Raw genomic sequence first — 12,711 nt, 5'->3', positions numbered from 1 at the left:
GAAAGCCCGACGGGGCGACGGTTCGCGAGCAAGCTCGCTCCTACAAAGAGCGGGTTCCTCGCGTAGGATTGCCGTGTAAGAGCGAGCTTGCTCGCGAACCCGCCCGGCAGCGAAACATCAGTGCCAGTAATCCCCCGGCGGCGCCGGCAGCTCGCCGAGCAACTGGCGCAACCCCGCGCCCCACTGCCCGCGAATGCCCTCGAAATACGCATCGCCTTCCTGGATACGGTAGCCGGCCGGCACCTCCAGGCTGCCTTCGCGGTACACCAGCAGGTCCAGCGGCATGCCCACCGAGAGGTTGCTGCGGATGGTCGAGTCGAAGCTGATCAGCGCACAGCGCAGCGCCTGCTCCAGCGGCGTGGCATAGCTCATGGCGCGGTCGATGATCGGCTTGCCGTACTTGCTCTCGCCGATCTGGAAGTAAGGCGTATCGCGGCAGGATTCGATGAAGTTGCCCTGCGGGTAGACATTGAACAGGCGCGGCACCTCGGTGCCGATCTGCCCACCGACGAGGAACGAGCTGCCCAGGTCGACACCCTGGTTCTGCCCGATGTTCTCGTCGTGGTCGACCACTTCGCGCAGCGTCGAACCCACCAGCCGGGCCGCTTCGAACAGGTTCTCGACGTTGCCCAGGTTTGGCTCGTCGCTGCCCATGCGCTGACGCAGAACACTGATCACCGACTGCGAGGTGGCCAGGTTGCCGGCGCTCTGCACCACGACCAGACGTTCGCCGGGGGTGCCGAAGATGTGCAGCTTGCGGAACACGGCGATGTTGTCGACGCCGGCATTGGTGCGCGAATCGGATACGAAGACCAGGCCCTGGGCGAGGTTCATGGCGACGCAATAGGTCATGACGTTCTCATGGCATGTTCTGGGGGCAAAAGGCTGGCAACGATCTTAAGCCGCTGCCCGGCCTTTCGCCACGCCCGCTCACTGCTGCATCTGCTGGGCCTGCTGCAGGTGCCCCGGCGCTACCGTGACGCGGGCGTGCATCTGCTCGCCGCCGCCGCCCCGACGCATGCCGCGCACCGGGCAGGCATCGAGGTAATCCAGGCCCACTGCCAGCTTCAGATGACGCTCCGGGCGGTCCAGCACATTGGTCACGTCGAAGCTGTACCAGGCGCCGTCCAGCCAGGCCTCGGCCCAGGCATGGCTGGCGAGATGATCCTCGGAGTCGGCGTAGAGATAGCCGGAAACGTAGCGCGCCGGCACGCCCAGGTAGCGCAGGCAGGCAAGGAAAGCGTGGGCGTGGTCCTGGCAGACCCCCTGCCCGGCCGCGAAGGCTTCGGCCGCGGTGCTGTCGACCTGGGTCGAACCCGGCACGTAGGCAATGCGCTCATTCATCGCCTGCATCAGGCGGATCATCGCCTTGCGGTCGCGGCGCTCGGCGCACTGGGCGCGGGCGAACTCCTGCAGCGCGCCATCGGCCTGGGTCAGGCGGGTGCTGCGGAGGAACGGCAGCGGCGACAGGTGATCGTGTTCGCAGTCGTTCTCCACGTCGATTTCGACGTTGCCGTGGGCGGCGATGACGATGGCCTCGTGGGGTTCATCCAGGGTCAGCACGTGAAGAATGTTGCCGTAGGCGTCGCGCTGCGGATGCGCCGGACGCGGCAGGTGCAGTTGCCAGTCGAGCACATGCTGGCGTTCGCTCTCCTGCGGAGTCAGGCGCAGGTACTGAATGCTCGCGCGCACCTGGTCTTCGTAACGGTAGGTGGTGTCGTGGCGGATGGAGAGTTTCATGCGGCCTCCAGGTACGAGCTGTGAATGGCGTTGGCGAGCTGGCGCACCAGCCCGATGTGGTCGGTTATCCAGGGATGCAGACCGGCGCCCAGCACCTCGTCGATGCCGGTGTAGCGCACCCGCGCCTCCAGTTCGGCGGCCAGGCGCTGGGCCGGGCGGCCGTTGGCGCCGGGCAGGCTGGCGAGGATCTGGCGCAGTTCCTCGGCGCAGGCCAGCAGCGAGCGCGGGACGTCCTCGCGCAGCAGCAGGAGTTCGGCGATGTTCCGTGCGTTCAGCGCATCGCGATACAGCTCGGTGTAGCCCTCGAAGGCCGAGAGCGCGCGTAGCAATGCCGTCCACTGGTAGTAACCGCGGGCGGATCCTTCGGCAGGCCCGGCGCTGTGCTCGCCCAGTACCTGATGCCGCGCATCGAGCAGGCGCAAGGTGTTGTCGGCGCGTTCGATGTAGGTGCCCAGGCGGATGAAGTGGAAGGCGTCGTTGCGCATGCTGGTGCCGAAGGTGGCGCCGCGGAACAGGTGCGAGCGGTCCTTCACCCATTCGCAGAAGTGGCTGATGCCGTAGCGCAGCAGGCCCTGGTGGGCGATGTCGCGCATCTCCAGCCAGGTCGCGTTGATGTTTTCCCACATGTCGGTGGTGATGCGCCCACGCACCGCATGCGCTCCGGCACGGGCGGCGCCGAAGCAGGAATAGATGCTGGTGGGGTTCTGCGCATCCAGGGCGAAGAAGTTCAGCAGGCGCTCGGCGTGCAGTTCGCCATGGCGCGCGAGATACGCGTCGAGATTGCCGGTGATCAGCAGCGGCATGGCCAGTTCTTCCAGGCCATCGCCGCGGCCATCCTGGGGCATCAGCGACAACGAGTAGGACACGTCGAGCATGCGCGCGAGGTTCTCGGCACGCTCCAGGTAGCGCGACATCCAGTAGAGATCGGAAGCGGTACGGCTCAGCATGATCAGTCCTCCACCACCCAGGTGTCCTTGGTACCGCCACCTTGTGACGAGTTGACGACCAACGAACCTTCGCGCAGCGCCACCCGGGTCAGCCCACCGGGCACCAGGCGCACGTTGTCCGGCGCGGAGAGCACGAAAGGCCGCAGGTCGATGTGGCGCGGGGCGATGCCGTTGTCAACGAAGGTCGGGCAGGTCGACAGGCTCAGCGTGGGTTGCGCGATGTAGGCCTCCGGGCGCGCCATCAGCCGCGCGCGGAAGGCCTCGATTTCCGCGCTGGTCGCGGCCGGGCCGACCAGCATGCCGTAGCCGCCGGAGCCCTGCGCCTCCTTCACCACCAGCTCGGGCAGGTGCGCCAGCACGTGGGACAGGTCCTGCGGCCGGCGGCACTGCCAGGTCGGCACGTTGTGCAGGATTGGTTCCTGGTCGAGGTAGAAGCGGATCATCTCCGGCACATACGGATAGACCGACTTGTCGTCGGCCACGCCGGTGCCGATGGCATTGGCCAGTACCACGTTGCCGGCCCGGTAGGCGGCGAGCAGCCCGGGTACGCCGAGCATGGAGTCGGGATTGAAGGCCAGCGGGTCGAGGAAATCATCGTCGACGCGCCGATAGATCACGTCCACCGGCTGCGGCCCGGCCGTGGTGCGCATGTAGACGCGCTCGTCACGGACGAACAGGTCGGCGCCCTCCACCAGCTCCACGCCCATTTCGCGGGCAAGGAAAGCGTGCTCGAAGTAGGCGCTGTTGAAGCGTCCCGGCGTCAGTACCACCACGCTGGGATTATCCAGCGGGCTGGAACTGCGCAGGGTATCCAGCAACAGGTTCGGGTAATGGTCGATGGGCGCGATGCGTTGCGCGCCGAACAGTTCCGGGAACAGGCGCATCATCATCTTGCGGTTCTCCAGCATGTAGGAGACGCCGCTGGGGGTGCGCAGGTTGTCCTCGAGCACGTAATAGGCGCCGTTGCCGTCGCGTACCAGGTCGATGCCGGCAATGTGCGCGTAGACGTTGCCCGGCACGTCCAGGCCCTGCATGGCCAGTTGGTACTGGTCGTTGGCCAGGACCTGCTCGGGCGGGATCAGGCCTTCCTTGAGGATGCGCTGGTCGTGGTAGAGGTCGGCGAGGAACAGGTTGAGCGCCTGCACCCGCTGGATGCAGCCGGCTTCGATGATCTTCCACTCGCTGGCGGGGATGCTGCGCGGGATGGTGTCGAAGGGAATCAGGCGCTCGGTGCCCTGGTCGTCGCCATAGAGAGTGAAGGTGATGCCCGCGCGATAGAACAGCAGGTCGGCTTCGCGGCGGCGCTGCTGCAGCTGTTCGCCAGGCATGTCCGCCAGCCAGCGGGCGAACTCCGTGTAGTGCGGTCGGCAGGCGCCAGCGGCGTCATGCATTTCGTCATAGAACACCCGAGCCATCTTTCACTCCTTGTTGCCGCTCGTCCTCGGCTGCAAAGGCCATCGCAAGGGCCGTGCCAGAGGTCGATTTCCTGTTGTTTCAATGACTTGCAAAGGCCGCCAGAGAGCCTCGCACCCGCGTGGTGCGCTTTTCCCGCCCGGCCACCCCGGCCCGCCCCGTTTGGGGCCGCAAGCGCCATCCGGCGGGCCTTTGCGGGGAGCCGGGGGCTTTCTTGTCAGCCTCTGGGGGCGGAACTACGCTGCAAGAGCACGTCCGTTCGCTATGGACCTGCCGCGATCAACAGAGGTGCCAAATTTCTGCGCGCTGGTATCGCAGTGGCTCCCACAACGTAGAACAACAGGAGTCCGATCATGACCTCAGGGCAATTGTCTCTCGTGAAAGTCGCGGCGCTGGCCTTCGCCGGCGCCAGCCTGCTGTCCAGCGCCTCGCTGCAGGCGGCTGAAGCGCTCAAGCAACTCGGCAACCCTGAAGGGGCGCTGGATATCATTGCCTGGCCCGGCTACATCGAACGCGGCGAGAACGACAAGAACTACGACTGGGTCAGCCAGTTCGAGAAGGACACTGGCTGCAAGGTCAACGTGAAAACCGCCGCCACCTCCGACGAGATGGTCAGCCTGATGGCCAAGGGCGGCTACGACCTGGTGACCGCTTCCGGTGACGCGTCGCTGCGCCTGGTCTACGGCAAGCGCGTGCAGCCGATCAACATCGCCCTGGTGCCCAACTGGAAGAACGTCGACAAGCGCCTGCAGGACGCGCCCTGGCACACGGTGGACGGCAAGCACTACGGCACGCCCTATCAGTGGGGGCCGAACGTGCTGATGTACAACACCAAGGTCTTCCCCAAGGCGCCGGACAGCTGGAGCGTGGTGTTCAGCGAGCAGAAGCTGCCCGACGGCAAGAGCAACAAGGGCCGCGTGCAGGCCTATGACGGGCCGATCTACATCGCCGACGCGGCGCTCTACCTGAAGACCACCCAGCCGGCGCTGGGCATCCAGGACCCGTACGAACTCAACGAAGAGCAGTACGCCGCCGCCCTCAAGCTACTGCGCGAGCAGCAGAAGCTGATCCACCGCTACTGGCACGACGCGACGGTGCAGATGAGCGACTTCAAGAACGAAGGCGTAGCCGCTTCCGGTTCCTGGCCCTACCAGGTGAATGCGCTGCAGGGCGAGAAGCAGCCGATCGCCTCGACCATCCCCACCGAGGGCGTCACCGGCTGGGCCGACACCACCATGATGCACGTCGACGCCAAGCATCCGGTGTGCGCCTACAAGTGGCTGAACTGGTCGCTGGAACCCAAGGTGCAGGGTGACGTTGCCGCCTGGTTCGGCTCGGTGCCTGCCTCCCCCGACGGCTGCACCGGCAGCCAGTTGCTGGGCGCCCAGGGTTGCGCCACCAACGGTTACGACCAGTTCGACCGCATCGCCTTCTGGAAGACCCCGCAGGCCAAGTGCGCCCAGGGGCAGTGCGTGCCGTATAGCCGCTGGACGCAGGATTACATTGCGATCATGGGTGGGAGGTGATGCCCCTGCTGGATCAAAAGCCCCTCACCCTAACCCTCTCCCGCAAGCGGGAGAGGGAACCGTTCGGTGCAGGATGAAACCTTGCCATCAGCCGGCACGGACGGCCCCCTCTCCCTAAGGGAGAGGGCTGGGGTGAGGGGATGCGTTGGCACAAACCTCTCCAGAAAACAGTCGCCGCTATAAATGCCCCACCTCTCCCACAAGTCGGCAAGCACCCCCGCCCCCATGCGCTACCTTTTCTGATGCAGCCCCCGCCAATCAGGTAGCCACCAGCATGACCACAGCCGTCCAGTTCACTGACGTGAGCCGTCACTACGGCGAGGTGCGCGCCGTCGACCGCGTGTCCATCGAAATCCGCGACGGCGAGTTCTTCTCCATGCTCGGCCCTTCCGGCTCGGGCAAGACCACCTGCCTGCGGCTGATCGCCGGGTTCGAGCAGCCCACTTCCGGCTCCATCCGCATCCACGGCAACGAAGCCTCCGGCCTGCCGCCCTACGAGCGCGACGTCAACACGGTGTTCCAGGACTACGCGCTGTTCCCGCACATGAACGTACTGGATAACGTCGCCTACGGCCTGAAGGTGAAAGGCGTGGCCAAGGCCGAGCGCTACCACCGCGCCGAGGAAGCCCTGGGGATGGTCGCCCTCGCCGGCTACGGCAAGCGCAAGCCGGCGCAGCTCTCCGGCGGCCAGCGCCAGCGCGTGGCCCTGGCCCGCGCGCTGGTGAACCGCCCGCGCGTGCTGCTGCTGGACGAACCGCTCGGTGCGCTGGACCTGAAGCTGCGCGAACAGATGCAGGTGGAACTGAAGAAATTGCAGCGCCAGCTCGGCATCACCTTCATCTTCGTCACCCACGACCAGAGTGAAGCGCTGTCCATGTCCGACCGCGTGGCCGTGTTCAACAAGGGCCGCATCGAGCAGGTCGACACTCCAGGCAACCTCTACCGCCGCCCCGCCACGCGCTTCGTCGCCGAGTTCGTCGGCACCGCCAACGTGCTGCGCGGCGACCTCGCCCAACGCCTGCTCGGCGAATCCCGCCCGCACTCGCTGCGCCCGGAACACGTGCGCTTCGGCCGCGCCGGCGAAGGCGAGCTGGAGGTCAGCGGTACCCTGTTCGACGTGCAGTACATGGGCGCCAGCAGCCGCTACGAGATCGAACTGGAAAACGGCGTGCGCCTGGTCGCAGCGCTGCCCAACGGCGAGCGCGAAGAGCCACGGCCGAAACCGGGTGACGCGGTAACTGCCGCCTGGGCACGCAGCGCGCTGGTGCCGCTGCTCGAGGAGCCCGCGCCGTGAGGGCGATCTCCAGCTTCCTCTACCGGCGCAGCACGCTCTATCTGCTGATGCTGCTGATCCCGCCGCTGCTGTGGTTCGGCGTGATCTACATCGGCTCGCTGTTCGCCCTGCTCTGGCAGAGCTTCTACACCTTCGACGACTTCACCATGGCGGTGACGCCGGATCTGACCCTGGCCAACTACCAGGCGCTGTTCAACCCGGCCAACTACGACATCGTCCTGCGCACCTTCAGCATGGCCATCGCCGTGTCAGTGGCCAGCGCCATCCTCGCCTTCCCCATCGCCTACTACATGGCGCGCTACGCCGGGCCCAAGGAGAAAGCCTTCTTCTACATCGCCGTGATGCTGCCGATGTGGGCCAGCTATATCGTCAAGGCCTACGCCTGGACGGTGATCCTGGCCAAGGGCGGCATCCTCTACTGGGTGATCGAACACCTGCACCTGCTCGGCCTGCTGAACCTGCTGCTGGAGGTTCCCGGCGTGGGCGGCAACACCCTGTCCACTTCGCACCTGGGGCGTTTCTGGGTGTTCACCTACGTCTGGCTGCCGTTCATGATCCTGCCGATCCAGGCCGCCCTCGAGCGCCTGCCGCCGACGCTGCTGCAGGCCTCGGCCGACCTCGGCGCGCATCCGCGGCAGACCTTCTTCCAGGTCATCCTGCCGCTGGCCTTCCCCGGCGTGGTGGCCGGCTCGATCTTCACCTTCAGCCTGACCCTGGGCGACTTCATCATCCCGCAGCTGGTGGGCCCCAGCGGGCTGTTCATCGGCACCATGGTCTACGTGCAACAGGGCGCGGTGGGCAACATGCCGCTGGCGGCGGCCTTCACCCTGGTGCCCATCGTGCTGATTGCCGTCTACCTGTCCATCGCCAAGCGACTGGGGGCCTTCGATGCGCTCTGAGGCACACTCCACCGACCGTCCTTCGTGGTTCCTGCGCCTGGCGGCCTGGGGCGGGCTGGTGTTCCTGCATTTCCCGATCCTGGTGATCCTGCTTTACGCGTTCAACACCGAAGAGTCGGCCTACAGCTTCCCGCTGCAGGGCTTCACCCTGAAGTGGTTCAGCATCGCCTTTCAGCGCGGCGACGTGCTCGATGCCATCTGGCTGTCAGTGAAGATCGCCTGTGTGGCCACGCTGATCGCCATGATCCTCGGCACGCTGGCGGCCGGCGCGCTGTACCGCCGTGACTTCTTCGGCAAGGAAAGCATCTCGCTGATGCTGATCCTGCCCATCGCCCTGCCCGGCATCATCACCGGTATCGCCCTGCTCTCGGCGTTCAAGACGCTGGGGATCGAGCCGGGCTTCCTGACCATCGTCATCGGCCACGCGACCTTCTGCGTGGTGATCGTCTACAACAACGTGATCGCGCGCTTCCGCCGCACCTCCTTCAGCCTGATCGAGGCGAGCATGGACCTGGGCGCCGACGGCTGGCAGACCTTCCGCTACATCATCCTGCCGAACATCGCCACGGCGCTGCTGGCCGGCGGCATGCTGGCCTTCGCGCTGTCGTTCGACGAGATCATCGTCACCACCTTCACCGCCGGCCACGAACGCACCCTGCCGCTGTGGCTGCTCAACCAGCTCAGCCGCCCGCGCGACGTGCCGATCACCAATGTGGTGGCCATGCTGGTGATGCTCGCCACCATGCTGCCGATCCTCGGCGCCTACTACCTGACGCGAGGCACCAGCGACGTGGCGGGGAGTGGCAAGTGACCCTGTACTTAGCGCCCCCTGCCTAACCGTCTCCTGAAGGGAGAGGAGGCTGGAACGGCGCAGGAAGAAACCACTGTTTCACCCGGCACGGACAGCTCCCTCTCTCCGGGAGAAGATTGGGGTGAGGGCAAACCCACTGACGAAAGGAGCCCCCCATGCAAACCAAACTCCTGATCAACGGCCAGTTCGTCGCCGGCGAAGGCACCAGGCTGGACATCCTCAACCCCTCCACCGGCGAGGTGATCGGCCAAGTCGCCGAAGCCAGCGAAGCCCAGGTGGACACCGCCGTGCGCGCCGCTGACGCGGCCTTCGACGGCTGGTCGCAGACCGCACCGAAGGATCGCGCCCTGCTCCTGCTGCGCCTGGCCGACCGCATCGAGGAACACGCCGCGGAGCTGGCCCAACTGGAATCGGACAACTGCGGAAAGCCCTACGCCGCCGCGCTGAACGACGAGATCCCGGCCATTGCCGACGTGTTCCGTTTCTTCGCAGGCGCCTGCCGGGTGCTGCCCGGCTCCGCCGCCGGCGAGTACCTGCCCGGCTTCACCTCGATGATCCGCCGCGACCCGGTGGGCGTAGTCGCCTCCATCGCACCGTGGAACTACCCGCTGATGATGGCCGCGTGGAAGCTCGGCCCGGCCCTGGCCGCCGGTAACTGCGTGGTGCTCAAGCCTTCGGAGCAGACACCGCTGACCGCCCTGCGGGTGGCCGAATTCATCGCCGAGCTGTTCCCCGCCGGCGTGGTCAACCTGGTCTTCGGCCGCGGCCCGAGCGTGGGCGCGCCGCTGGTCAGCCACGATCTGGTGCGCATGGTCTCGCTGACCGGCTCGGTGGGCACCGGCAAGGCCATCATCAAGAGCGCCGCCGACAGCGTGAAGCGCCTGCACATGGAGCTGGGCGGCAAGGCCCCGGTGATCGTCTTCGACGATGCCGACCTGGACGACGTGATCGCCGGCATCCGCACCTTCGGCTTCTACAACGCCGGGCAGGATTGCACCGCCGCCTGCCGCATCTATGCCGGCAAGAAGGTCTACGACAACTTCGTCGCCGATCTGGCCAGCGCGGTATCGAGCTTGAAGACCGGCCTGCAGAACGACCCGAATACCGAGCTCGGCCCGCTGATCACTGCGGCCCAGCGCGACCGCGTCTCCGGCTTCGTCGAACGGGCCAAGGCCAGCCCGCACATCCAGATCGCCACCGGCGGCAAGATGGTCAGCGGCAAGGGCTTCTTCTACGAGCCCACGGTGGTGGCCAACGCCCAGCAGGATGACGAGATCGTCCGCCGCGAAGTGTTCGGCCCGGTGGTCTCGGTGACGCCGTTCAGCGACGCGGACGAGGCGGTGCGCTGGGCGAACGACTCCGACTACGGGCTCGCCTCGTCGGTGTGGACGAAGGATGTGGGCCGCGCCTCACGGGTCGCGGCGCGCCTGCAGTACGGCTGCACCTGGGTCAACACCCACTTCATGCTGTGCAGCGAAATGCCCCACGGCGGCTTCAAGCAGTCCGGCTACGGCAAGGATTTGTCGATGTACGGACTGGAGGACTACACCGTGGCGCGGCACATCATGTTCAAGCACTGAGCCGCGCCCCGGCGTGAGCCTGACCTGTAGGAGCGAGCTTGCTCGCGAACCCCGGCCCCGCAGCGGGGGCTGTTCGCGAGCAGGCTCGCTCCTACGAAAAGCCGCCCCCTGCGTAGGAGCGGACTCCGTCCGCGATCGTCCATAGCCGCATCAGAATTGCGGACAGAAACGTAGCATGGGTGGAGCGCAGCGATACCCATGCTGTCGGTGGGCGGAGTCGATGGGTATCGCTGCGCTCCACGCCATCCTGCAAAGTGCGCCATGCACCACCAGCGTGGTGCGAGACACCGATCAGACCAACCCGGCCAGCTTCAGCCAATGGCGGTAGAAGCCTTCCGCCACCTGGTTCATCGCCGCGACCCGCTGCGGCAGGCCCTCGAGCATCACCTCGGCGCTTTCCTGGCTCGGCTGGCTCGGGTCGAGGTATTCCGGGAAACCGTTGACCCAATCGCTGACCAGCTCCTCGGTCATCTCCGGGTGGCCCTGCAGGCCGAGAATGCGCTCACCGAAGCTGAACGCCTGGTTCTCGCACCAGGGACTGGACAGCAAGCGGGTGGCGCCTTCGGGGATATCGAAGGTATCGCCGTGCCACTGGTAGATCGGGAATTCGTCAGGCAGGTGCGCCAGCCAGGGGCTCTGCCCTTCCACGCGGCGCATCGGCTGCCAGCCCAGTTCGGTGTACGGCAGGCGATGGATCTGCGCGCCCAGCGCCTTGGCCAGCAACTGGCCGCCCAGGCAGTGGCCGATCATCGGCACGTCACGCTCGAGGAAACGGCGGATCGCCGCGATTTCGTCGCGCAGCCATGGCAGGTCGTCGTTCACGCTCATCGGCCCGCCCATGATGGCGACGGCCTTGGGCCGTTCCAGGTCGTAGCCTTGCAGCTCGTCGAGGTCGGCGCGGCGCACGTCGAACGGCAGTTGCAGACGGTCGAGCAGCGCGCCCAGATGGCCAGGCGGGCAGAAATCGACGTGGGTCAGGATCAGAATATCGGTCATGGTCACCTCCGCCCGGCAGTCTGCCGGATCGGCGGCGCTGAAGAAACCTGGCGTGTCCGCAAGCGGGTCCTTGCACGGCCGCCGAGCAGGCGGCGAAGAAAGTGCGCCGTCACTGCTGGTGGCGGCGCACTTTCCGCTTTGCGGCCAGACAATCGGCCATCGGGTGATGGCTCGACGACGTGTTGCGGTCAGCGCAGGGAGGTGACCTCCTGGGTCACGCCCCATCCATCGAGAATACCGCCCAGTGGCACCACGACTTCCTCCAGGTCGTGCTCGAAATCGCCGATGGCGGCGTGGGTAGCGAACATCACCTTGCTGATCTGCAGGCTCCAGCCGCCATCATCGCGGGCTTCGACCTGGGTTCTCAGCGACTCTCCGCGAAACTGCCGGGCAGCTTTGCGGGCGTTCTGTTCATCGGAAAAGATGGCGAAAAAATCGATGGGATGAATGCGAGCGAAGTCGAAGCCACCTTCCTTCATCCGGCGCAACACGTTGACGCTGATATCCTCCGAGAGGGGCTTTTCCATGGTACGCACCTCCTGTCGAGACGTTCAGAGTGTATTCCCGCCGACGAACGCACCCGCCACGGGTGCATTCCGGGCACTTCAGTGTGCCGCCAGGAAACGTCAATTGACGCAACGTCCCCCGAAATAGTGGCCAACTCCGTCGAACGCGCCGAACGGCGCAACGGACTATCCCGGCCACATTTCTCAGAGTAGCGCCTGAGCACGCGGCCTGCCGCTCCTTTGACGCTTCGCGCCGTTGGGCGGCGACGGGCGGCAGAAAGGCGCCATCCTGCGTCGCTAGCCGCCCAGTGCGATGCACAGACCGGTCATGGCCACGCCCAGTGCGGTAAAGCCCAGCGCTCCGGGCCAGGGCGAGCCACCGGACCAGCGGCTGAGCAGCCAGCCCAGGCCGAACAGCATGCTCACGCCGATGCCCTGGGCCAGGCGCAGTGCCAACAGGTCATCGGGTACCAGCCACAGTGGCAGGATCAGCGGCAGGGTAATGCCGGTGACCAGCACCACGATCAGCAGCGCCGCCAGCCAGACCTCGGCGCCGCCGCCGTGCGGCTCACCGGTTCCCAGCTCGGATGCGACCAGGCGCTGGCGCAGGCTCCACAGCTCATCCGGCTGCAGGATCGCCACCAGCCGCGGCGGCAGGAATTCGTCGAGGCCTTCGCGAAAGTCGACGTCAGTGGAGGTGCCGCGCAGCGCCCGCAGGCGGCCATGCTGGTGCAGCCGCTCCACCCGCAGGCGCACCAGCAGCATCAGGGCATCCACCACGCCCCAGGCGATGTTGCAGCCCAGCGCGGCGACGATCAGGTCCTGTCGGCTCGCCCCACCGCTGGCGGCAGAGATCACCGAGATGATGGTCAGCGTCATGATGACCCCGTAGGTCATCTCGCTGATCCGGTCGAAGGGCGTAGTGATGTCCTGCAGCACGCGCTGCCAGGCGGATGACTGAGTTTGCGGGGTTTGCTGCATGGGCCGGCCTCCTTTGCC

Annotated in this window: 12 protein-coding genes; 5 read left to right on the top strand and 7 right to left on the bottom strand. The window is 66.2% G+C overall.

Annotation, left to right across the window (positions count from 1 at the left end; genetic code table 11):
• Positions 1 to 117 precede the first annotated feature (117 nt).
• From L6D89_RS11035 to L6D89_RS11020, 4 genes are all read right to left on the bottom strand, one after another.
• Complete coding sequence (locus L6D89_RS11035) at positions 118 to 852, bottom strand: proteasome-type protease (RefSeq protein ID WP_236174503.1); 735 nt, start codon at positions 850 to 852, stop codon at positions 118 to 120.
• 78 nt (positions 853 to 930) lie between these two features.
• Positions 931 to 1,740: a transglutaminase family protein gene (locus L6D89_RS11030; protein ID WP_236174504.1), complete on the bottom strand. Its 810-nt coding sequence runs from the start codon at positions 1,738 to 1,740 to the stop codon at positions 931 to 933.
• Complete coding sequence (locus L6D89_RS11025; RefSeq protein WP_236174505.1) at positions 1,737 to 2,687, bottom strand: alpha-E domain-containing protein; 951 nt, start codon at positions 2,685 to 2,687, stop codon at positions 1,737 to 1,739. The genes L6D89_RS11030 and L6D89_RS11025 overlap by 4 nt, the downstream gene beginning before the upstream one ends.
• 2 nt (positions 2,688 to 2,689) lie before the next feature.
• Positions 2,690 to 4,102, bottom strand: coding sequence for a circularly permuted type 2 ATP-grasp protein (locus L6D89_RS11020; RefSeq protein WP_236174506.1), 1,413 nt, complete (start codon positions 4,100 to 4,102; stop codon positions 2,690 to 2,692).
• A gap of 351 nt (positions 4,103 to 4,453) precedes the next feature.
• Here L6D89_RS11020 and ydcS point away from each other — a divergent pair, with 351 nt between their 5' ends.
• The 5 genes from ydcS to L6D89_RS10995 all read left to right on the top strand — a co-directional run bounded on the left by ydcS (position 4,454) and on the right by L6D89_RS10995 (position 10,210).
• Complete coding sequence (gene ydcS / locus L6D89_RS11015) at positions 4,454 to 5,626, top strand: putative ABC transporter substrate-binding protein YdcS (protein WP_236199713.1); 1,173 nt, start codon at positions 4,454 to 4,456, stop codon at positions 5,624 to 5,626.
• Positions 5,627 to 5,900: 274 nt separating this feature from the next.
• Positions 5,901 to 6,920: an ABC transporter ATP-binding protein gene (locus L6D89_RS11010; protein WP_236199712.1), complete on the top strand. Its 1,020-nt coding sequence runs from the start codon at positions 5,901 to 5,903 to the stop codon at positions 6,918 to 6,920.
• A gap of 47 nt (positions 6,921 to 6,967) precedes the next feature.
• On the top strand, positions 6,968 to 7,819 hold the full coding sequence (locus L6D89_RS11005) for an ABC transporter permease (RefSeq protein WP_236174586.1): 852 nt from the start codon (positions 6,968 to 6,970) through the stop codon (positions 7,817 to 7,819).
• Positions 7,809 to 8,630 carry an ABC transporter permease gene (locus tag L6D89_RS11000; RefSeq protein WP_236174509.1) on the top strand — a complete coding sequence of 274 codons (822 nt, stop codon included), beginning with the start codon at positions 7,809 to 7,811 and terminating at the stop codon, positions 8,628 to 8,630. Before L6D89_RS11005 ends, L6D89_RS11000 begins: the two co-directional genes overlap by 11 nt.
• Positions 8,631 to 8,785: 155 nt before the next feature.
• Positions 8,786 to 10,210: a gamma-aminobutyraldehyde dehydrogenase gene (locus L6D89_RS10995; RefSeq protein WP_236199711.1), complete on the top strand. Its 1,425-nt coding sequence runs from the start codon at positions 8,786 to 8,788 to the stop codon at positions 10,208 to 10,210.
• A gap of 291 nt (positions 10,211 to 10,501) precedes the next feature.
• On the opposite strand, the gene L6D89_RS10990 is transcribed toward L6D89_RS10995, so the two are convergent.
• The 3 genes from L6D89_RS10990 to L6D89_RS10980 all read right to left on the bottom strand — a co-directional run bounded on the left by L6D89_RS10990 (position 10,502) and on the right by L6D89_RS10980 (position 12,693).
• Complete coding sequence (locus tag L6D89_RS10990) at positions 10,502 to 11,206, bottom strand: type 1 glutamine amidotransferase (protein ID WP_236174511.1); 705 nt, start codon at positions 11,204 to 11,206, stop codon at positions 10,502 to 10,504.
• A gap of 188 nt (positions 11,207 to 11,394) precedes the next feature.
• Positions 11,395 to 11,733 carry a ribonuclease E inhibitor RraB gene (locus tag L6D89_RS10985; protein ID WP_024765445.1) on the bottom strand — a complete coding sequence of 113 codons (339 nt, stop codon included), beginning with the start codon at positions 11,731 to 11,733 and terminating at the stop codon, positions 11,395 to 11,397.
• 276 nt (positions 11,734 to 12,009) lie between these two features.
• The gene (locus L6D89_RS10980; RefSeq protein ID WP_236174512.1) at positions 12,010 to 12,693 is read right to left on the bottom strand and encodes a hypothetical protein; all 684 of its coding nucleotides are present in this window, start codon (positions 12,691 to 12,693) and stop codon (positions 12,010 to 12,012) included.
• Positions 12,694 to 12,711 lie beyond the last annotated feature (18 nt).

It is taken from the genome of Pseudomonas pseudonitroreducens (assembly GCF_021603645.1).
In the GTDB taxonomy this organism is placed as follows: Bacteria; Pseudomonadota; Gammaproteobacteria; order Pseudomonadales; family Pseudomonadaceae; genus Pseudomonas; species Pseudomonas pseudonitroreducens.
Note: the sequence above shows the minus strand (reverse complement) of the source record. Positions and strands in the feature narration are given on the sequence as shown.